At 64.9% G+C, this 20,894-nt stretch carries 13 protein-coding genes; 9 read left to right on the plus strand and 4 right to left on the minus strand.

Annotated features, from left to right (window positions below; all coding sequences use genetic code 11):
* Nucleotides 1-130: 130 nt before the first annotated feature.
* The 5 genes from ACSYDW_RS15840 (at nucleotide 131) to ACSYDW_RS15860 (ending at nucleotide 7,408) form a co-directional block, all read left to right on the plus strand.
* Entirely contained in the window at nucleotides 131-1,462 is a 1,332-nt protein-coding gene (locus tag ACSYDW_RS15840; RefSeq protein WP_438339693.1) for an MFS transporter, read from the plus strand.
* A 22-nt stretch (nucleotides 1,463-1,484) separates the two neighbouring features.
* The gene (locus ACSYDW_RS15845) at nucleotides 1,485-2,795 is read left to right on the plus strand and encodes a M20 family metallo-hydrolase (protein WP_438339789.1); all 1,311 of its coding nucleotides are present in this window, start codon (nucleotides 1,485-1,487) and stop codon (nucleotides 2,793-2,795) included.
* Nucleotides 2,792-4,309 carry an amidase gene (locus ACSYDW_RS15850; RefSeq protein ID WP_438339694.1) on the plus strand — a complete coding sequence of 506 codons (1,518 nt, stop codon included), beginning with the start codon at nucleotides 2,792-2,794 and terminating at the stop codon, nucleotides 4,307-4,309. Before ACSYDW_RS15845 ends, ACSYDW_RS15850 begins: the two co-directional genes overlap by 4 nt.
* Nucleotides 4,310-4,347: 38 nt before the next feature.
* A complete protein-coding gene (locus ACSYDW_RS15855) occupies nucleotides 4,348-5,625 on the plus strand; it encodes an APC family permease (protein WP_438339695.1) in 1,278 nt (425 codons plus the stop codon).
* Nucleotides 5,626-5,863: 238 nt separating this feature from the next.
* Nucleotides 5,864-7,408, plus strand: a complete 1,545-nt coding sequence (locus ACSYDW_RS15860) for an alkaline phosphatase family protein (protein ID WP_438339696.1) — start codon at nucleotides 5,864-5,866, stop codon at nucleotides 7,406-7,408.
* 94 nt (nucleotides 7,409-7,502) lie between these two features.
* Here ACSYDW_RS15860 and ACSYDW_RS15865 read toward each other — a convergent pair whose 3' ends face one another.
* Both ACSYDW_RS15865 and ACSYDW_RS15870 read right to left on the minus strand, forming a co-directional pair.
* The gene (locus tag ACSYDW_RS15865) at nucleotides 7,503-9,248 is read right to left on the minus strand and encodes a BCCT family transporter (RefSeq protein WP_438339697.1); all 1,746 of its coding nucleotides are present in this window, start codon (nucleotides 9,246-9,248) and stop codon (nucleotides 7,503-7,505) included.
* 370 nt (nucleotides 9,249-9,618) lie between these two features.
* Nucleotides 9,619-10,323 (minus strand): response regulator, encoded by a 705-nt coding sequence (locus ACSYDW_RS15870; RefSeq protein ID WP_438339698.1) that lies wholly within the window; start codon nucleotides 10,321-10,323, stop codon nucleotides 9,619-9,621.
* Between the two features lie 350 nt (nucleotides 10,324-10,673).
* Between ACSYDW_RS15870 and ACSYDW_RS15875 the strand changes: the two genes are divergently transcribed.
* Both ACSYDW_RS15875 and ACSYDW_RS15880 read left to right on the plus strand, forming a co-directional pair.
* Nucleotides 10,674-11,939 carry a sensor histidine kinase gene (locus ACSYDW_RS15875; protein ID WP_438339699.1) on the plus strand — a complete coding sequence of 422 codons (1,266 nt, stop codon included), beginning with the start codon at nucleotides 10,674-10,676 and terminating at the stop codon, nucleotides 11,937-11,939.
* 427 nt (nucleotides 11,940-12,366) lie between these two features.
* Nucleotides 12,367-12,990, plus strand: coding sequence for a malonic semialdehyde reductase (locus ACSYDW_RS15880; protein ID WP_438339700.1), 624 nt, complete (start codon nucleotides 12,367-12,369; stop codon nucleotides 12,988-12,990).
* A 93-nt stretch (nucleotides 12,991-13,083) separates the two neighbouring features.
* Here the strand turns inward: ACSYDW_RS15880 and ACSYDW_RS15885 are convergent, their stop codons facing one another.
* Together ACSYDW_RS15885 and ACSYDW_RS15890 are read right to left on the minus strand one after the other, a co-directional pair.
* The gene (locus ACSYDW_RS15885) at nucleotides 13,084-14,259 is read right to left on the minus strand and encodes a hypothetical protein (RefSeq protein WP_438339701.1); all 1,176 of its coding nucleotides are present in this window, start codon (nucleotides 14,257-14,259) and stop codon (nucleotides 13,084-13,086) included.
* Between the two features lie 94 nt (nucleotides 14,260-14,353).
* On the minus strand, nucleotides 14,354-17,593 hold the full coding sequence (locus ACSYDW_RS15890; RefSeq protein ID WP_438339702.1) for a DEAD/DEAH box helicase: 3,240 nt from the start codon (nucleotides 17,591-17,593) through the stop codon (nucleotides 14,354-14,356).
* Between the two features lie 546 nt (nucleotides 17,594-18,139).
* Between ACSYDW_RS15890 and ACSYDW_RS15895 the strand changes: the two genes are divergently transcribed.
* Complete coding sequence (locus ACSYDW_RS15895; protein WP_438339703.1) at nucleotides 18,140-19,417, plus strand: NAD(P)/FAD-dependent oxidoreductase; 1,278 nt, start codon at nucleotides 18,140-18,142, stop codon at nucleotides 19,415-19,417.
* A gap of 217 nt (nucleotides 19,418-19,634) precedes the next feature.
* Complete coding sequence (gene fdhA / locus ACSYDW_RS15900) at nucleotides 19,635-20,855, plus strand: formaldehyde dehydrogenase, glutathione-independent (protein ID WP_438339704.1); 1,221 nt, start codon at nucleotides 19,635-19,637, stop codon at nucleotides 20,853-20,855.
* Nucleotides 20,856-20,894 lie beyond the last annotated feature (39 nt).

Raw genomic sequence — 20,894 nt, forward strand, 5'->3', positions numbered from 1 at the left:
TTCTCGATGGGACCAACCGAAATTCTCCGTTGGAACAATGTGAGAGGGGTCACGAAAATGGAACTAGGAACCTCAGACACCGCACCGGGAGGCACCCGCCTTTCCCGGTAGCGCAGATCCAGGAGCGACGATGCAAACCACGACCCAACCTCACGGCGCTGAACCATCGACGAGCGAAGGCCGCGCTCCCGCCTCGGGCATGCAGAAGCGGGTGCTGGCCGGCGGAAGCATCGGCCAGTTCATCGAATTCTACGATTTCACCCTGTACGGGCTTTCCGCAGTGGTCCTGTCCCAGCTCTTCTTCCCCGGGACCAGCGCCCTGGCTGGCCTGCTGGCCACGTTTGCCACCTTCGGCGTGGCCTTCCTCGTCCGGCCGCTGGGCGGGCTGTTCTTCGGCGCGCTGGGTGACAGGATCGGTCGCCGCAAGGTCCTGTTCATCACGCTGCTGTCCATCGGCGGGGCGACGGCCCTGATCGGCCTGCTGCCCACCCACGCTGCCATCGGTGCGATGGCACCCGTCTTGCTGGTGCTCTGCCGCATGGTCCAGGGGTTCTCCGCCGGCGGTGAATCCGTGGGTGCCCCGGCCTTCGTGTTCGAGCACGCGCCCATCAACAGGCGCGGTTTCTGGCTGAACATCACCCTTGCCGCAACAGCGCTTCCCTCGGTCTTCGGCGGCGCCTTGATCCTGGTGCTCTCCAGCTCGATGCCGTCCGAGGCGTTCATGTCCTGGGGTTGGCGCATCCCGTTCCTCATCGCCCTGCCCATGGCCCTGTTCGGGTTGTGGATCCGCTCGCGGACCGAGGAATCGGAGGCATTCAAGGCGGTGCTGGCCAAGGAGCAGTCCAAGGAATACAGCCCGATCCGCGAGGCCTTCGCCGAGAACAAGGTCCGCATGCTGCAGGTGATCTTCGTGATGGGCCTGACCGCGATGGGCTTCTACTTCCTCTCCGGTTACTTCGTCTCCTACGTCCAGGTGACCGGCAACCTCAGCCGCGAGCAGTCGCTGCTGGCCAATGCCGCGGCCATGCTGCTCTACGCGCTGCTGCTGCCCGTCGGCGGGCTGATAGGGGACAGGGTCGGGCGCAAGCCGATGCTCATTGCCGGTGCCGCGGCGCTGGCGCTGCTGGCGATCCCCTGCTTCATGCTTGTCACCAGTGGGTCGCTGCCGCTGGCGATCGCCGGACAGCTGCTCTTCGTCGTTCCGATGTGCATCTACGGCGGAGGCGCGTACACGTTCTTCGTCGAAATCTTCACCACCCGCACCCGCTTCACCTCGGCGGCCATCAGCTACAACGTCGCCTACGCGATTTTCGGCGGATCGGCCCCGTTCATCGGCACCTTCCTGGTCTCGCAAACGGGCATGAGCGCGGCGCCGGGCTACTACATGGCGGCCGCGGCAGTCATCGTCTTCCTGCTGCTGACCCTCACCAAGGTCCCCGAAACCCGCCGCCGCGTCGGCTGACCGCACACGAACCACCCGCACGATCCCCCGAACCACCGCTAGGAGCACCACCGCCATGAGCGACACGACATTCCTCACCGATTTCCACCACGTGGCCACCTTCGGCGCCACGGACAACAACGGCGTCGAGCGCCAAGCGGCCACGCCCGAGGACAAACTCAGCCGCGACTGGTTCGCCGGCTTCGCCGGAGAGCGCGGCTGGGAGGTGCGCGTCGACGGGATCGGGAACATGTTCGCGTTGCTCGAGCTGGTTCCGGGAGCCCCGTACATCCTGCTTGGTTCGCACCTGGATTCCCAGCCGCTCGGCGGGCGCTTCGACGGGGCCTACGGCGTGGTGGCGGGGCTGCACGCAGCCGAACGCGTCGCGGAGCGGGTGGCGGCCGGGGACGGCGTCCCGGAGTTCAACCTCGCGGTGGCGAACTGGTTCAACGAGGAAGGCGGGAGATTCGCCCCCTCCATCATGGGATCCTCGGTTTTCGCCGGGCTCATGGACCAGGGGGAGATGCTCGCGGTCAGGGACCTGGGCGGAACGTCCGTCGCCGAGGCGCTGGAGGCGATCGGCTACCTGGGCAGCGACGAGCGCCCGGAGGTCGCCGGCTATGCCGAGATCCACATCGAGCAGGGCCGGATCCTGGAACGCGAGGGGATCACGCTCGGAGCCGTCGACTACTCCTGGCACACCCAGAAGCTGGACATCGAGGTCCTGGGGGAGCAGTCCCACACCGGCGCCACGGCCATGGCTGACCGCCACGACGCCCTGGTTGCCGCCTCCAAGGTGGTGCTGCTGGTCCACGACGTCACCTCAAGGTTCGACGACGAGGCCCTGGTCTCCTCGGTGGGCAGGCTGACCCTGGAACCCAACTCGCCGATCGTGGTGGCGCGCCGCGTGCACCTGGTGGCTGACCTCCGCTCGGCCTCCCCGGAGATCGTCGCCGAGGCGCGGGCCTCGCTGCTGGCGGACATCGCCCGGGTCGCCAAGGAACACGACATCCGCATCAACGTAAATGACTTCGACGTCCGCGGGATCCAGCGCTACCCGGAGGAAGGACTGGAACTGACGGAGAAGGCCGCAGCGAACCTCGGCCTGGGCGTGCGCCGCATCCGCACCATGGCGGGACACGACTCGGTGGCCATGAACCGGATAGTGCCCACCGTCATGATGTTCATTCCGTCGGTGGACGGGGTCAGCCACTGCGAACGCGAATTCACGACCGACGCGGACATGGTCTCCGGCGTGCAGGCACTGGGCGAGGTGGCCTGGGAGATGGTCAACGGCGCACTGGCCGGCGCGCCCTCCAAGGCGCAGGACCGTGCCACTGCGGGTGCGGCATGAACCCGGGCGCTTCCGGCCCCGCCCGCGCGGATGCGGATCGGCTGGCCCGGCTCACAGCCTCCGAGGCACTGGCAGGGTTCCGCACCCTGGAGATTTCCCCGGTGGAGGTCCTCGAGGCGCAGATCGAACGCATCGAGGCCTGCAACGGCGACCGGGAGACCGGGATCAACGCCTTCACCGAGACGCTCTTCGACACGGCCCGACGGGAGGCCGCCGGTGCCGCCGACGCCTACGTGCGACTGGCCCGGGACGGGGGACCGGTTCCCGCGCTGCTGGGCCTGACCGTTGCCACCAAGGAGAAGCACGGCATCGCGGGGCTCCGGCTCGAACAGGGCCTGGCGGCCCACCGCAGGCGCCTCGCGGCGGCGGACCACCCGGTGGTGGAACGGCTGAAGCGGGCGGGCGGCATCATCCATGCGCGCACCACCAGCCCCGAATTCAGCTGTGCCACCACCACGCATTCGCCCATGTGGGGGATCACCCGCAACCCGTGGAACCTTCAGGCCTCCCCGGGCGGGTCCTCCGGCGGGGCCGGCGCCGCTCTGAGCGCCGGCTTCACCACGCTGGCCACGGCCTCGGACATCGCCGGGTCAACCCGGATCCCCGCCGGCTTCACGGGGACGGTGGGCTACAAGGCGCCCTACGGCCGGATCCCGGGCCTCCCGCCGCTTGCCGCAGACTGGTACCGCGGGGACGGGCCGATGGGACGGACCGTTGCCGACACCGCGCTGCTGGCCGCTGTCCTCTCCGGACGCCACGTCGCCGACCACGGATCGTGGGGGGAAAACGGCATCAACCCGCTGGCCGGCGGAGGAGTGGAGGGCCTGCGGATCGGCCTGTCGATCACCCTCGGGGACTACCCGGTGGACCCGGCGGTCCGCGAGAACACCCTTGCCGCGGCGCGTGCCCTGGAGGCGGCCGGCGCGACCATCGTCCCGGTGGACTTGCCCTGGACCACGGGACGCATCGCGGAAACGATCTTCGCCCACTTCGGGCACATCCTGGGCCCGGCGATGGCCGTGGAGACCGCCGGCAGCGACGGGCCGCTGGCCGCCTACACCACGCGTTTCATGGAGGATGCGGCGGCCGCGGCCAAGCGGCACACCATGGTGGAGTCGCTGGGGATGGATGCGCGCCTGCAGGGCGAGCTGGCGGCGGCCATGGCCGGGCTCGACGCCCTGTTGTGCCCGACCTCGGCCGTGGGGCAGCTGGCCGCCGATGGCGACTACCTGGACGGGATCGACACGCCGGAGCGCCATCTGGGCCACTATTGGGAGGCACACATGACCAGCCCCTTCAACGTGGCCAACCGCTGCCCGGTGCTGTCGGTTCCCAGCGGCTTCTCCGCAGGCGGGGTACCCACGGGCGTTCAGGTCGTGGGGCACCCCTTCGACGAGGCAATGGCGTTCCGGGTGGCCGCGGCCGTCGAGTCGGTGGTTCCGCCCCTGGGGCGGCCGCGGCTCGTTCGGGCGCCGTCGACGCCGGAGTGTGCCGTGGATGTGGCAGTGCGGTAGAGGCAGGAACCCCGGGCGTTAACCTGGCGGTGGTTATGATGGCTGATGCACAATCCGGCGGGGAAACAGTGAGTTCCAGGCTCCAGCGCAGGCTGGGGACCCGAGACGCGGTCATGATCGGGCTGGGTTCGATGATCGGCGCCGGGCTCTTTTCGGCGTTCACGCCTGCGGCCGCGGCAGCCGGCTCCGCCCTCATGGCGTCGCTGGTGGTGGCCGCCGCGCTGGCCTACGCGAATGCCCGGTCCAGTGCCCAGCTCGCTGCCCGCTACCCTACCTCGGGAGGCACTTACGCCTACGGCAGGGAAGTGCTCGGCCCGTGGCCGGGGTTCATCGCGGGCTGGGGGTTCGTAGTCGGCAAGACGGCCTCGGCGGCAGCCATGGCCCTGACCTTTGCCACCTACGCCGTGCCCGGACCCTGGGTCAAGCCCGTCGCGGCGGCTGCAGTCGTGCTGCTGGTCGGCGTCAATTGCCTGGGGGTCACCCGGACGGCGGCCGCCGCGCGCTGGATCGTGACGACGGTGCTTGTGCTGCTGGCAGTCGTCCTCGCCGCGATCCTCGGCGGAAGCCCGGAGGGGCCGACCGTCACGGCCGGTGGGGCAGCCGGGTTCGCGGGGATCCTGCAGGGTGCCGGATTGCTCTTCTTCGCCTTTGCCGGCTACGCACGCATCGCCACGCTGGGCGAGGAAGTGCGGAACCCCGCGAAGACCATTCCCCGGGCCATCGGGCTGAGCCTGGGGATCGTCGTTGTGCTCTACGCGGTCGTCGCACTGGTGCTGCTGCACAGCCTGGGGGCCGCCGGTATCGCCGCGACCGACACGCCGCTGGCCGCGGCCGTGGGCCCCTCGTGGGCACTGCCGCTGGTCCAGGTCGCGGCCGCCCTTGCCTCGCTGGGGGCCCTGCTGGCGCTCATCGCCGGCATCGGGCGCACGGCCATGGCGATGGCCAGGGAAGGCGACCTGCCACCGGTGCTTGCCCCGGTCCATCCCCGCTTCGCCACGCCGTACCGGGCCGAGCTGGCGGTCGGCGCGGCAGTGCTGGTGCTTGTCGCGTTCGCCGACCTGACCACCGCGATCGGGTTCTCTTCCTTCGGCGTGCTGATCTACTACCTGGTGGCCAACATCGCGGCCTTCAGGCAACCGGCCGGGGAACGACGGGATCCGCGTTGGCTGGGTATCGCCGGCGCCATCGGCTGCGGCGCGCTGGTGGCCACGCTTCCCCTGAATGCTGTGGCAGGCGGTCTGGCCATGTTTGCGGCAGGTATTTGCTACAGGTCCCTCCGGCTGTCTGTACAGCGTCGGGGCCGGGCCGCGCGATAGTCCGATCCGCGAAACTCGCGCATATACAGGATTCCGCGGGGTGCTTCGGACCAAATCAGCGGAACTTTTCATGTACTTCCGGCGACGTGGCGGGGCAAGACGCGATCAAGAATGAACGTTGTCTGAACAAGCGCGCGGGGGCATTGAACCGCTGGCTGGCGGGCGGAGAGGATTGTCGCGTTCGATCGGGAAAATCCCGACGATGACAGCTCCCTTCTGACCACCCAAGGAATCAAACGTGCATTCTTCCCCACGAATCCGTACCTCAATTGCTGCAGGCGTGCTGGCGCTGGCCGTGGTTGCCCCCACCACGGCGATGGCCGTTCCCACGGCACCCCAGGCTCCCGTCGCAGCCAAGAAAACCACCGAAAACTACAAGGGCCTTCCGTCGGGGGCAAGCAAGAAGAAGACCCTCGTCATCGGGCTGGACGGCGCCGCGGCGGCGCAAATCAGCGAACAAAACACCCCCAACCTTGCCGGCCTGGTCAAGGGCGGGATGCTCGCGAACTCGAACCTGTACGCGAACCCGATGGCCCCCACGGTCTCCGGCGCCGGCTGGTCGACGATTGCCACTGGCGTCTGGCCCGACAAGCACAAGGTCCCGGACAATTCGTTCTCCAACCCGAACTACGCACAGTACCCGGACTACCTGACGCGTCTGGAAACCGCCCGCGCCCAGAGCTCCACCCTGGTGATCGGCACCTGGTCCCCGATCCCGCAGAAGGTCTTCGGGGAGAAGACCGACCTGCGCATTGCCGGCGGGAACGACGCGGGCACCACCGCCAAGGCCGTCGACTACCTCAGGAACGGCAACCCGGACAGCACCTTCGTGCACCTCGACGAGATCGACGGGGCCGGCCACAGCAGCGGAAGTTCCTCGGCAGCGTATGCCAAGGCCCATGCGACAGCCGACGCGCAGATCGGGCAGATCCTCGCGGCACTCGATGAACGCAAGACCAAGAAGCGCGAGGACTGGCTGGTTGTCATCACCGCGGACCACGGGCACACCCCCGGCGGCGGGCACGGCGGCAGCAGCACCGGGGAACGGGCGACCTTCGTGATAGCCCAGGGCAAGGGCATCGAGGCCGGCTCCGTGCGTCATGACGTCAAGATCTCCGACATCGCCCCCACGGTCCTGAAGCACCAGGGTGTTCGCATCGAGGACGAATGGGCGCTGGATGGCAAGGCAATCGGAACCCTCAAGGCCGATGACTTCGATTCGCTGCGCCCGCACTTGAAGACCGGGGTCGATGAAACGAGGCCGGGCGCGACGACCACGGGGTGGACCACGACGGCCCCGAGCGGCTGGAGCATCGACAACTCGGCGATGCCCTCCGGAGGCGTGACGGAATGGAGGGGCTGGTCGTTCGCCACCGACGAGTTCTGGACGAATACCGACCTGAACCAGGGGCGGGAAACCAGTGTTCACAACCGCAACGTCTTCGCCGTGGCCGATTCCGACGAATGGGATGACAAGGCACATGCGGCAGGGCAGTTCGACTCGACGCTGGTCAGCCCGAGCTACAAGGTCCGCGGCGGCAAGACGGCGACGCTGGGCTTCGCCTCGAACTACCGGATCGACGGACCGCAGAGCGGCGAGGTGTTCATCAGCTTCGACGGAGGCGATCCGGTCCTGGTGAAGTCCTACACCCAGAACTTCAACGGGGTCGAGGAGATCGCGGTCGAGGTCCCGAAGAAGGCCAAGCGCGCCAAGGTCTCCTTCCGCTACACCGGCACCAACAGCGCCTTCTGGACGGTGGACCAGGTAAACCTGAAGAAGTAGCGCTCTGGACAGGTCGAGGGGCGCCATCGATCACGATGGCGCCCCTCGAAGTTCCAGGCTTTCCGGATTTCATGTCCCCGGGGAAGCAGATGCGCTACTCGGGTGTGTTTTCACCGTCCGGGGAACCCGGCGGGGGAGTGGGCTTCACGCGGGACATCGGCCCGTGTTGCCGCTGTGCCGAGGGAACCGCCCGGCGCAACCTGGCCGTGAACCTCCGCAGGTCCAGCAACTGCGATTCCTGGTTGGCCGCCTCGACCTCCAACCCGTAGAAGTCGCCGATGTGGTCGACGAAGGCCATTCGACGGGCCTTCTCGTAGACGCGTACCTCACGCGAGAACGCCCGGTAGGTCGCCCAGCAAATCAGGATCAGCACCACGCTGAACGGCAGGGCGATGATGATCGCCGCGGTCTTCAGGGCCTCCAGACCGCCGGAAAGCAGCAGCGATGCCGCCAGCAGGGAGGTGGTAAGCGTGAAGAAGATCCGGATCCAGTTCTTGGGTTCGACCTCTCCGCCGGTGGCGATCATGCCCATGACCAGCGCGCCGGAGTCAGCAGACGTGACAAAGAAGATGACGATCATGATGATCGCCCCGATGGTGAGGACCGAACCCGCGGGCAGCTGGTCCAACATGCCGAAGAGCGCTCCGGCCGTGTCCACACTTCCGTTGGGCCCGATGAGGTTTCCGGTGCCCTGCAGCTGGCCGTAGATCGCGGTTCCGCCGAGCACCGAGAACCACAGGACCGTCACGGCGGTCGGCACCAGGATGACTCCGCCAACAAACTGGCGCACGGTGCGGCCACGCGAGATGCGCGCAATGAAGATCCCCACGAACGGGGCCCAGGACATCCACCAGCCCCAGTAGAAGGTGGTCCAGAGTCCCTGCCAGGCCTCGCCCTCTTCGCCGGTGAAGGCGCTGACGTTGAACGACAGGGCGAAGAACTCTTGCAGGTAGTTGCCCGTGGACTGGACGATGTTGCGCAGCAGGAACTGGCTTGGGCCGACCACCAGCAGGAACAGCACGAAGACCCCCGCCAGGATGAGATTGGTGTTGGAAAGCCACTTCATGCCCTTGCCAACACCGGACAGCACGGAGAAGAGCACCATGCCGGTGACGGCCGCGATGATCACGAGGTCGAGGGCCGCGGATTCCTGGATCAGCCCAACGCTCTGGAGCCCGGCGCTGATCTGCAGGACGCCGAACCCCAGCGAGGTTGCCACGCCGAAGATCGTGCCAACCAGGGCGATGACGTCGATGACGTTGCCAAGCCCACCGCGGACCCTGCGGCCCAAAAGCGGTTCAAGGGTCCAACGGATGGAGATCGGACGGCCCCTGCGGTGGATGGCGTAGGCCAGGGCCAATCCGATCACCACGTAGATCGACCATGCATGGACGCCCCAGTGGAGGAATGTCTGTGCCTGCGCCTGCTGGGCAAGCTGCTCCGGGGTCCCCGTGACACCTGGCTTCGGCGACGCGAAGTGGCTCAGTGGCTCGCTGACGCCGTAGAAGACCAGGCCGATGCCCATGCCTGCGGCGAAGAGCAGTGCAAACCAAGAACCCAGTGAAAACTCGGGTTCATCCTCGTCCTTGCCGAGCTTGATGTCTCCGAACTTTCCGAATCCCAGCCACAGGCTGAAACCCACAAATGCCGTGGCAATAAGTACGTAATACCAATTGAAGTAACCGATGATCTTGGACTGGATTGAGGCGAAAAGTGCCTCTGCGGTGTCCGGTGCGATCATCGCGAAAGCGACAAAAATGGTGATGATTAGGGCGGCGGGCCAGAACACCCACCGATGGACGCGGGGTGACGAAGTTTCCGTTTTCTGTTCCGTTGTCATCTGCCGAGCCTATGCGATTGAAGGGGGCAACCTCCAAGAAACGTGGTTTTGCCCACCAAATTTGTGAAAAAGATATGGAATGTGTTTTTGCACTATGTATCGGATTGAAGATACTCCGCCGGACGCCGCGAGGTAAGGGTTGGGATCTGTCCGTGGCAGGGTCCACCCGCAGGCAACGGGCATATCGGAGACGCGGGCTCCTGCGCCGCAAGGGTCCTGGTGGTCCCCGGACCGGACTAAGCCCTGCTTGGGAGCCAGAAATCTGTGCCGGCTAGGTAACGGGCTGAGCTCGGTTCAGCGTCGATTCGTGCTTACTGTGCGGCCACTTCGGAGGAGCATGAATCCCCGAAAACAAACTGCGGCAGTGGAATCAGTCCATGCTGAGTTCAACGAGGCCGAACTGGGTTGCCCGAATAAGCGTTTGCACGCGGTCGCGGACACCGAATTTGGCCATGATTCGGCTGAGATGCGCTTTGACAGTGGTTTCGGCTACATGCAGTTCGGCTGCAATCTCAGGGTTGTTTCTTCCTCGCGCCAGAAGGCGGAGTACCTCAAGCTCTCGTTCCGAGAGGGCGATGGGCGACGTTCCACCCTGCGCACTCGATTTCACCTCGTGAGCCTCGCGGATAGCCTTGATGAGGTCATGGGAAACAGAAGGTGAGATGGCTGCGCTACCGTCGTAGACGGCTTTGACTGCGGCAAGAAGTTCGGCTGGTTCCGAGTCCTTGACCATGTAGCCGGCGGCTCCTGCGCGCAGGGCGGGCACCAGGTATTCCTCGGAGGAGAACGCGGTGATTGCGAGTACTCCGATGCCGGGGTAGTTCGTGGTGATGATTTCCGTCGCATCGACACCGTTCATGCGGGGCATCTGCATGTCCATGAGAATGACATCCGGTGTGTTTCCGGCACAGAAGTTGACGGCCTCAATTCCATTGGTGGCTTCGCCCATCCAATGGAACCCCGGAGCTGCGTCGAGAATGATCCGGATGGCCTGCCGCATCAATGGTTCGTTGTCGACAACTAGAACTTGTATATCCGTCACATTTCCGAGTTTAGTAAGGAACTCAGACTCCATCTGCGCAGACGCGAAATTGGCATGAAAATGTGTACAAAAGTACCTATTGACAGCGGAAAATAGCTGGAACAATGGGGCACATGACGCATAAAACTCGCATATTCGCCGCTGTAGCCATGTCCGCTGCCCTGCTGATTCCAGCAGCTATCCCTGCCCAGGCCGCTCCGATCTCCAATTTGGTGGTTTCGGGTCCGATCTCGCAGGGCGCCAACAACCCAGGTGTTAGCACCCTTGGAATGACGGATGCATTCAACGATTGGGTTTGCCGCAACCTTGGGGCTTTGTGCCGCTAACGACTCTTCAGTTGGGAGCCCTCTAGTTTGGGCTCCCAACTCGGCGACAATGGAGGGGTGAAACTTTCGTTGCCCTTCCTGTCCGGACCTGCAGAAGCTGCTTCGACGTATCCCATCGGACGAAAGATCCTTTTGGTTGCGAGCGGCATAGCTGTGCTTCTCCTGGGTACTGATTTCGTCACTTTCTTGGGTGCCACTGATCCCGTGGTGGGTCAGCGTGCCGGTATTGCAGTGCTAGTCAGTGCTTTGTATGTTGCTTCTATGGGCCTCCTGTGGGTCCGAACAACCTATGCTGCAATCGCCTCCGTCATAGCCATGGTCGCCAGTGTTTGGGCAGGCTCGTATCTCTTTGCGGTATTGGTGGTCCCGTTCCTCGTGGGCATGATCACTCTCTCCGCCGATCGCAAATATTCGTTGAGATATTTGGGTGTGGCAGTGGCATGGACGGCTTCGGTGGTTGTGGTCAGGCCGAAAGACGTAGGCTTCTTGATCCTGATCCTGCCGTTGCTTGCTCTTGCCTACTCAATTGCCTACTTTTCACGGAAGATCCAAGCCCAGCGCGAAGCCGACAGGGTTCGCATGGCAGAATTGCGCCGCAAACAGCAGGAAGCGGTGGAGGCCGAACGCAAGGCGATCGCGCGGGACCTTCACGACATCGTCGCTCACGACATCACCGTCATTTCCATGCAGGCCAAGGCCGCGGAATTCTCCGGGGATCCGCTGGTGGCGCAGGCCGCGCTCAAGGTCATTGGTGCCACCTCGAAGGAAGCGCTCCAGGACCTCCGCGTGATGCTCAACGTGTTGCGCAGCGACGGCACCGCGACCCGGGTTGATGGCTCCCTTGTTGACTCCGCCGGCAATGCCGCCAGCAGTCTCGAAATTCTTATTGGCGTCGAAATCTTCGCGGAACGCCTTGTTGACCTCGGTCATCCGACGACGACCGCGGTGGACCCAAGGCTCTCCGGGTTGCCGCAGTCGGCGCAGGCCGCGCTGTACCGGATCCTCCAGGAGTCGACGACGAACATCGTCAAGCATGCCGAGCGCAATTCGGTGTGCCGCATTGAAGCGCTCATCGCCGACGGTCGCGTCTGGCTTGAAGTCGCCAACAAGCTGCCCAGCAACACGACGTTCGACGGGCGCGCACGCAGCGAACACAGCTCCGGGATCGTCGGAATGACGGACCGCATGGCGGCCTTCGGAGGTACCCTGACGGCCCGGCGCCAACGGGGCGACTGGGTCGTCAGGGCCGAACTTCCGGCAGACATTATCGACCTCGAGCGCGCCGGATTTACCGACGTGATGCCGACCACCCGAAATAGCTGAGGCAACCTCAGCAACTATAGTCAAAAGTCCAATGTGCAACGCGGGACCAATCTATAAAGTTATGTGTAGATCGACGGAACGGTTGGTCTTAGGAAGTCTCAGGAACGTTTTGCGAGTGGCGTTCCAAAGACTTTTTATCCAGCACGCCAGACGACGCCAAACTGCGAACCATTCCCCCAAGCTGGTTCGCACCCGGGATACGCACAAGTACTTTCCCCCAAGCAGTACTTTTGCGAATGATTCCCCGGGTTGCTGCAACCCCAAGTGCAGCAGCCCACGGCGTCGTCAGGCGTGCTGATGACTTTAATGGGCACTCTCGACCCAGTGTCGATCGAGTGACGGGCCTCACATTGTGAGCGGGAATGATTCGGGCTGTTGCGCGGGTTCATCTAAGGGAAACCCCAAACGAATCACAAGGAGAATTTCCGTGAGCCTGGAAACCACCGAATCCATCTACTCGAACCTGGCGATCGACAGCGAAACCGCCGACAAGCTGTTCCTCGAGGGGCGCACGGCCAACACCTTCTCCGACGAAGCTGTTTCAGACGCAGCACTGGAGACCATCTACGAGCTCACCAAGATGGGCCCGACCATGATGAACAACCAGCCGCTGCGCATCACCTGGATCAAGAGCCAGGAAGCCCGCGAAGCGGTTGTGGCTCACATGATGGAAGGCAACCGCGCAAAGTCGCTGACCGCCCCGGCGCTGGCCGTCCTCAGCTACGACGCCGACTGGCACGAGAAGTTTGCGGAATTCTTCCCGCACGCACCGGAGCGCAAGGCCATGTTCGATGGTGACGCCGTGATGCGCGCCGAGATCGCCAAGAACAACGCTTGGATGCAGGCAGGCTACTTCATCATGGCCGTTCGCGCCGCCGGCCTGCACGCCGGACCAATGGGCGGCTTCAACGCCGCAGGTGTCGACACCGTGGTCAACGTCGACAAGGCCCACCACTCGTTCCTGATCGTCAACGTCGGAACCCCGGGCGAGAACCCCTGGTTCGACCGCCTGCCGCGTCTCGGTGCGGAGATCGCCACCAACAGCCTCTAGGCGGTTCATGGCTTCGAACCTGAAGCCGCAATGCAATGGGGCCGTGCCCGCCGACGAAGGCGGGCACGGCCCCATTGTCTTGGCAGGGGGGAACTAGCCGAGGACTTCTTCGGCGACGCGCGTCAGCGCCCGTTCCAGCGGCGCGCGGAGAATGCGGGGCACTCGCAGGTGCTTGCCGATCCGGACCATTCCCTCGGACTCCAGGGCGCGCAGGATCGACTCTGCGCCCGGGATGGTCTTCGCGAACAGCGGCTGCAGGTGGGCCTGCTCGGGTTCAAGATCACCGACGGCCGGCACCTGGAAAGCGATTTCGGTGCGCGGCGGGTTGTTCGACCCGGCCTTGCTCATCAGTGCCGCAGCCATCTGGGTGACCGTGTGGTCGTTGTCCGGACCTATCGCGTTGAGCAGTACGTGGGCGTAGATGCCCTCCGCAATGATGTCTTTGATACCGCGGGCGCTGAACCCCGCGTCGGCTGCCAGCGCCTCGGCCACCACGGGCGTGGGGACGGCCTTGTCGTCCTGCTTGGTGAGCATGCCCGCACGCAGCAAAGCATCCCAGTAGGCCCCGAGCTTGGGGAGGTGGGCCAGGGATCCCACTGAGGTCCCGGGTTCCGGCACCCAGCGGAGCGACCCGGGCTGGGCATCGGCGTCGAAAACGACATCGATGCCAATGGCAGCTGCCGCCGAAACGAGCTCGGATTCCAGGAGCAGACCGTTCGGCTGGACCGCCCGGCCCTCGCCGACCCAACCCAGGAGTTGGCGGGCCGTGGCGACCATGGGTACCTTCGACCACTTCTCGTCGGCCGTCGCCTCGTCGAGTTCGGGGACCACGATGGGCGACTCGCCGCTCTGGGCGGAAATCAGGTCGAACACGGCCTTGAAGCCTTCCACCGTTCCGCTCCACAAGCCGGTCTCGGCCAGGAAGAGGACAAACTCCTTAAGGATGCTGGCGCAGGCAATGGCGACGTCCTCGCCGATGGCGCGCAAGTCGCCGAACTGGATGGCCAGGGCGTCGTGGTCCAGCTCCGTCACCGAGACCTGGTTGCGCAGTCGCGAGTGCACCGTCAGCAGGGTGGCAAGGCCCTCGATGCCGGCCTCGGTGTCCGCCGCGGTGTGGCGTTCGTTGAAGAACGCCAGCAGCTGCGCGGCGTAACGAGCCATGGCTTGGCGGACCGGCTGCTCAAAGGCGGAAGCCCCGTCGCTTGCGCGGCGTGCCGGGTGTCCACCGCGTGGCTTGCCGGCGGTGGACTTGGACTTGGATTTCGACATGGCGTTGCTTCCTCGGGGTCGACGGGGGCTGGGTGCTATTGACAATTGTGGCGGGCGGCAGAGGATTCCCTGCCGCGGCACGCATGTGGCCGGGCTATTCCTCGAAGAGGGAGCGGACGTCGTCGGCGCTGATCGCTGATGCGAAGGCGGCATCGTCGTCCAGGACGGCGGTGAAGAGCTTGGCCTTCTTCTCCTTCAGCGCCATGACCTTCTCCTCGATGGTGTTCTTCGAAACCATGCGGTAAACCATGACATTGCGCTTCTGGCCGATGCGGTGGGCGCGGTCGACGGCCTGGTTCTCGGATGCGGGGTTCCACCACGGATCCATGAGGAAGCAGTAGTCGGCCTGCGTGAGGTTCAGCCCGAAGCCGCCGGCCTTCAGTGAGATCAGGAAGACCCGCACCTTGCCGGAGGTGAAGGACTCGATGACCTTGGCGCGGTTGGTGGTCGAGCCGTCCAGGTAGGCGTGCTCGATGCCGGCCTCGGTGAGCATTGTGCTGGCCTTGCCCAGGAACGAGGTGAACTGGCTGAAGACCAGGGCGTTGTGTCCTTCTGAGGTGAGGTCCTCGAGCTGCTCCAGCAGGGCCTCGAGCTTGCTGCTGGGCACCGAATGGTATTGGTCGTCGACCAGCGACGCATCGAGCGAGAGCTGGCGCAGCTTGGTGAGCGAGGAGAACACGGCAAAGCGGTTCTTGTCCATGTCCTCGAGCATGCCCAGCACCTTCTGCCGCTCGCGCTGCAGGTGGCGCTGGTAGATGGTGCGGTGCTTCGGGCTGAGCTCCAGCTCCAGGACCTGCTCCTGCTTTTCGGGCAGGTCCGTGGCGACAAGTTCCTTGGTCCTGCGTAGCATCAGCGGGCGGATGCGTCGGCGCAGACGGGTGAGGGCCTCGGTGTCGCCGTCCTTCTCGATCGGTTTCCGGTAAGTCTCGTCGAAGCGCTTGAGCGTGGCGAACAAGCCGGGTGCGGCAATGGCGAACATCGACCACAGTTCGGAGAGGTTGTTTTCCATCGGTGTGCCGGTGATGGCCAGCTTGAAGGTCGTGGGGAAGTCGCGGGCCTGCTTGGCGGCCTGCGTTGCGGGGTTCTTCACGAACTGGGCCTCGTCCAGTACCAGCCCCGAGAACTCGGCGTCGCGGTACTCGTCCTGGTCGATGCGGAAGAGGCCGTAGGACGTCACGACGATGTCTGCCTCGTGCGCCACTTCGCGCACCGGGACACCGCCGCGCTTGATGGTTTCGGTGAGGTAGATGGTGTTGAGGCCGGGGGCGAAACGCCTGGCCTCGGCCGCCCAGTTCGAGACGACGGAGGTGGGTGCGACTACCAGGAACGGGGGCATCTTCCCGGCCGAGGGATCGTGGCGGTCCTTGGCGTGCTGGATGAGGGCCAAGGTCTGCAGGGTCTTGCCCAGCCCCATGTCGTCTGCCAGCACGCCGCCGAGTGAGTGGTCGAAGAGGAACGAGAGCCATTCGAAGCCCTCACGCTGGTAGGGGCGGAGGGTGGCGTCGATACCTGCGGGCACCGGGGCATGCTCGACGGTGGAGATGTTGGCCAAGCTCCCGGCCGAGGCCTTCCATTCCACCGTGGCCTCGGCATTCGTTGCCAAGTCCTTCAGGTCTTCCCAGAGTGAAGCCTGGTGCTTTGAGATTCGGACGGTGTCCTCGCCGCGCACATCGGAGAGCGAGCGGGCTTCCTCGATGAGACGGCGAAGCTGCTCGTATTCGGGCCTGTCGAGCTCGAAGTACTTGCCGTTGGGCAGCATGAGGTGCTTTTCGTGGTGAGCCAGGGCTTGGAAGAGGTCAGTGAAGGGAACCTTGTTCCCGTCGATCTGGACTTCGACGCCCAGGTCGAACCAGTCGTTGGTCTCGGTGTTCTGGGCCGAGACAGTGATCAGGGGGTCGGCCGTCAGTTCCTCGAATTCTGTGGCGCTGCCCTCCTCGCGGATGTCCAGTGAGGGAAGGCGCCCAAGCACCGGCAGTGCGAGTGAAACGAACCGGGCGGCCGGGACCCCCGTCAGGGTGGCGGTGTCATTCAGTGCTTCCCCGGCTGGGTTCGCGCCTGTGAACAGGTCGGCGAATGCCTCCGGGAAGTCGCCCAGTGCTGCGGCCACCGCGCGGCGCAGCGCTGCTTCGGCCTTGTGGTCGGGTTCCACTGCCGGACGCCCCATGGGCACGAACGTGCCGGCGTAGTCGTAGCCCCAGGCCAGCTTCACGCCGGGTGTGGCGGAATTGTCCTGTTTCGATTTCCGGGTCTTTCCTGCGTCCCCTGCGAGGTGGGTGAGTTTCAGGACCATCGTCGGGAGGACGGAGGCCGGAACCGATATGGAGTGGTCCGAGGAGACCAGTGGTGTGGCGCGTGCGATCTTTGGCAGGTATTCCCGTTCGAAGTTCTCACGGCCGTTGGCGGGGACCGTAATCTTCTTGTCCGAACGCAGCAGTCCGGTGAGGATCGGCGATAGGCGCTCCTTGGTCGGTGCCAGGTGGATGTTCGCGTTCTTGAGGGTGCTCGTGCTGTCCCACCAGTAGACCCCGTGGTCCGCAACGGTCCCTGCGAAGTCGGTGTCGAATCCGTCGGGGGTTCCATCGATCAGGGGTCGAAGACGGAGTTTTTTGCCCTCGGAAACGACGTCCGCGCGGACGCCCACGGCGTCGTGCACGGTGACTTTCGACTTGGACGACAGTGCACGAAACTCGATGCCGAGGGCGGTTGCCTGGGCCAAATGGCTCCACACCATCGGGCTCAGGAAGTCGCTGGTGAGCAGGTGCGAACCGTTCCATGCCGCAAAGGAATTCAGCTGCAGGAGCGTGCAGAACCACTCGACCTGCGAGGGTTCGTATTCGGTGTCGAAGGGGAGCGTCGGGACCTCGCCGCTTCTGGTGTACCGAAAGTGCTGCCAGGCGAGGTTGCCCGAGACCCAGCGGCCCTTCTCATTTAGCTGCACCGGGCGCATGGTGAGCTCGAGCTTGGAAGTATGCGGGATTTCACCGGCGTTGATCTTTTCGAGGGCGCTTGCGTAGTAGCGCGGAGCGGCCTTGGGGCGCAGTTCAAGCTGCACGCCCAGGGTTCGTGCCTGCCTCTTTTCGTTGCGGGGTTCACCTTCGCCCATCAAAGCCAGCAGGGAGCGTTCCCACGGTGCGCGGGGATCTGGCTCTTCGAAGTTGGATTCCTCCCACATGAAGGCGAGCAGGACTGCAGCGGCATGCTTGCAGTTGTTCGCGACGGGGCAGGTGCAGATGCCGTGCTGCGGGTAGAGGTACCCGTTGCGTACCTGTGAGTGGATCGCGGTGCGGTAGATCTTGTTTCCGGACCCCACGACGCTGCCTCGCACAATGCTCATGGGGGGAATCCACGTGGTGTCGAGGACCCGACCCGTGCTGGCGTATTCCGCGCCCCGGTCCATGCTCGTCGGGCCCACGAGCTCGGCAATCAATGAGCTCGAAGGAAGCGTGGGGAAAGCGGAAGTCATGGAACCAGTCTAGGCGGGGGAGCCCACGCGAAGCTGCGGGATGGGCCGTGCGGCACGTGGCGTCCGACCGCGATGGTGGAGCCATCCCCCGCGGCGCCACCTCCCGGCCCTGCGCCCCCCGAATTCGTGCCCAAAGACGCCAGGAACCGGACACCTTGGGTCGGCCGTATCGGCTACGCACCGGGTATGCGGGCAGGCCGGAGTGGGTATTGCCGGAGCGGGCGGCTTGAAGTATGGCGGACGCCAATTCAGGCCGCAGAAAATACTGCCGAATATCTTTTTACCCGCATTTATTGCAGCTCAAACGGTCGTGTGGCCTGCGTCACCGATGAAATGCGAAATGCCGTTGATTCGTGCGCATTTCAGCGTCAAAGTTGAGGTCAACTGTTAAGAAATTTTTGAATCGGAGTGTGAACCATGGCCAGCGCAACGACGCCTGAGCATGTTGTAATCGTCGGCGCCGGGTTCGTCGGGCTGTCTGCTGCCTGGTACCTGCAGGAAGAGGGCGTCAAGGTTACGGTTGTCGACCGGGGCGGCGTAGCATCGGGTGCCTCGTGGGGCAACGCCGGCTGGCTGACTCCGGCGCTGACACTTCCGATCGCCGAGCCCGCGGTCTTCACCAACGGCCTGAAGATGATGATCGACCCGGCTTCCCCGCTCTACATTCCGTTGAAGGCGGATCCGAAGCTTCTGCGCTTCCTGGTGGGCTTCGCCTGGCACAGCACCCCGAAGAAGTGGCAGGAAGCCATGCGGATCTACTCTGAGATCGGCACCACCGGCCTGGACGCCTTCGACGAGATCGCGGAAGGCACCAACGCCGGCCCCGGCGTGGTCGAGAAGACCAAGCCCGCCAATCCGTTCCTCACCGGCTTCAAGTCTCTGAAGGACCGCGACGGGCTGCTCCACGAGTTCGACATGATCCACAAGACCGGCGGCAACGTCGAGTTCGACCTGCTCACCGGCGACGAGCTGCGCGCCATCGAACCGACGCTCTCCGACAGCGTCGCGGCCGGCGTAGCCATCAAGAACCAGCGCTTCCTCAACCCGCCGAAGTACATGGATTCCCTGGCGGAGTCTGTCATTGCCCGCGGCGGCGACATCGTTGGCGCGTTCAACGTCACCGACATCCGCGACAACGGCAGCTCGGTCACCGTCATCGGTTCCGAGGGCCGTTCGATCACCGCCGACCACGTGGTGATGGCCACCGGCGCATGGCTGAACGACCTGACCAAGAAGTTCGGTGTCAACGTCGTGGTCCAGGCGGGCCGTGGCTACTCCTTCACCGTGCAGCCCGAGGTCATGCCGACGCACCCGATCTACTTCCCGACCCAGCGCGTGGCCTGCACCCCGCTCGGGGACCGCTTCCGCATCGCCGGCACGATGGAGTTCCGCGACGCGAACCACGCGCTGGAACCCAAGCGCATCGAGGCCATCGTGGCCGCGGCGACTCCTGTCTACAAGGGCATCAACTGGGAAAACCGCAAGGAGGAGTGGGTTGGCGGGCGTCCCTGCACCGCCGATGGCCTGCCGCTGGTCGGCGCCACCAAGTCCCCGCGCGTACACGTCGGCGGCGGACACGGCATGTGGGGCGTGGCCCTGGGCCCGCTGACCGGCAAGTTGCTTGCCGCCGGCATCGTGGGCAAGGACAAGCCTGCGGTGGCCCGCCACTTCAACCCGCTGCGCAAGGGTTTCTGACCTTAGGCAGTGTTTCTTGGAACAACCCGGCATCCCCCACGGAGAGACTCCGTTCGGGATGCCGGGTTTTTTCGTGGCCCACGGCGTCCGTTGGAGCGTCCGTGGCATCGGCAGGCAGGCCTGACTGATTAGCTATGGCCAATCGCCATATTCGTCGATAGCCTGTCCGGAGGTCGAGGCGCTTGCCCCGGCCTTTTGGTCACAGGAAGGAAATCTCATGTCAGGTAACAAAGCTGTTGCGTACAAGGGGCCTGGAATCGTCGAGGTTATCGATACGCCGTTTCCCACCTTCGAACTACAAGATGGGCCGGGCGTAAACCCGGCCAACATCGGCAGGAAGGTCCCGCACGGGGTCATCCTGCGCACTGTCACCACCAACATCTGCGGCTCCGACCAGCACATGGTCCGCGGCCGGACCACCGCCCCCGCGGACCTGGTCCTGGGGCACGAGATCACCGGCGAGGTCATCGAGGTGGGCCCGGACGTCGAATTCATCAAGGTCGGCGACATCTGTTCGGTTCCCTTCAACATCTCCTGCGGCCGCTGCAGGAACTGCAAGGAACGAAAGACCGGCATCTGCCTGAACGTCAATCCCGACCGCCCCGGAAGCGCCTACGGCTACGTGGACATGGGAGGCTGGGTCGGCGGCCAGGCCGAGTACGTCCTGGTGCCCTACGCGGACTGGAACCTGCTGAAGTTCCCGGACCGGGACCAAGCGCTGGAAAAAATCATGGACCTGACAATGCTCTCCGACATCCTGCCCACGGGGTTCCACGGCGCAGTGAGCGCGGGCGTGGGTGTTGGCTCGACGGTCTACGTGGCCGGTGCCGGCCCCGTGGGCCTGGCCGCTGCGGCAGGGGCCCAGCTGCTCGGGGCCGCGGTGGTGATCGTCGGGGACCTGAACGAGGAACGCCTGGCCCAGGCGCGCAGCTTCGGCTGCGAGACCATCAACGTGGGAAACGGCGACCCGGCGGACCAGATCGAGCAGCTCCTCGGCGTGCGGGAAGTCGACTGCGGCATCGACGCCGTCGGCTTCGAGGCGCGCGGCCACGGCCACGGCACGGGGGCGCAGGAGGCCCCGGCCACGGTGCTGAACTCGCTGATGGACATCACCGCAGCGGGCGGCGCGTTGGGCATCCCGGGGCTCTATGTCACCGGCGACCCGGGGGCCGTCGACGATGCCGCAAAGCGCGGCAGCCTGTCGCTGAGCCTGGGCACGGGCTGGGCCAAGTCGCTGTCCTTCACCACGGGCCAGTGCCCGGTGATGAAGTACAACCGTCAGCTGATGATGGCGATCCTGCACGACAAGATCCAGATCGCCAAGGCCGTCAACGCCAAGGCGATCTCGTTGCTTGACGCGCCGCGCGGCTACGCCGAGTTCGACGCCGGGGCCGCCACGAAGTACGTGCTGAACCCGAACGGCTACGTCAACAACTAGCCGCGTTCCACCCGGGGGTGTCTTCCGGCAGGCCCCGTG

It is taken from the genome of Paeniglutamicibacter selenitireducens (genome assembly GCF_051550675.1).
GTDB lineage: Bacteria > Actinomycetota > Actinomycetes > Actinomycetales > Micrococcaceae > Paeniglutamicibacter.

Bases quoted from the DNA above. Each gene is read 5' to 3' on its own strand.
- ACSYDW_RS15840 (WP_438339693.1), top strand. From the start codon at position 131: ATGCAAACCACGACCCAACCTCACGGCGCTGAACCATCGACGAGCGAA.
- ACSYDW_RS15850 (WP_438339694.1), top strand. From the start codon at position 2,792: ATGAACCCGGGCGCTTCCGGCCCCGCCCGCGCGGATGCGGATCGGCTG.
- ACSYDW_RS15855 (WP_438339695.1), top strand. From the start codon at position 4,348: ATGGCTGATGCACAATCCGGCGGGGAAACAGTGAGTTCCAGGCTCCAG.
- ACSYDW_RS15865 (WP_438339697.1), bottom strand. From the start codon at position 9,248: ATGACAACGGAACAGAAAACGGAAACTTCGTCACCCCGCGTCCATCGG.
- ACSYDW_RS15870 (WP_438339698.1), bottom strand. From the start codon at position 10,323: ATGGAGTCTGAGTTCCTTACTAAACTCGGAAATGTGACGGATATACAA.
- ACSYDW_RS15885 (WP_438339701.1), bottom strand. From the start codon at position 14,259: ATGTCGAAATCCAAGTCCAAGTCCACCGCCGGCAAGCCACGCGGTGGA.
- ACSYDW_RS15890 (WP_438339702.1), bottom strand. From the start codon at position 17,593: ATGAGCATTGTGCGAGGCAGCGTCGTGGGGTCCGGAAACAAGATCTAC.
- ACSYDW_RS15895 (WP_438339703.1), top strand. From the start codon at position 18,140: ATGGCCAGCGCAACGACGCCTGAGCATGTTGTAATCGTCGGCGCCGGG.
- fdhA (WP_438339704.1), top strand. From the start codon at position 19,635: ATGTCAGGTAACAAAGCTGTTGCGTACAAGGGGCCTGGAATCGTCGAG.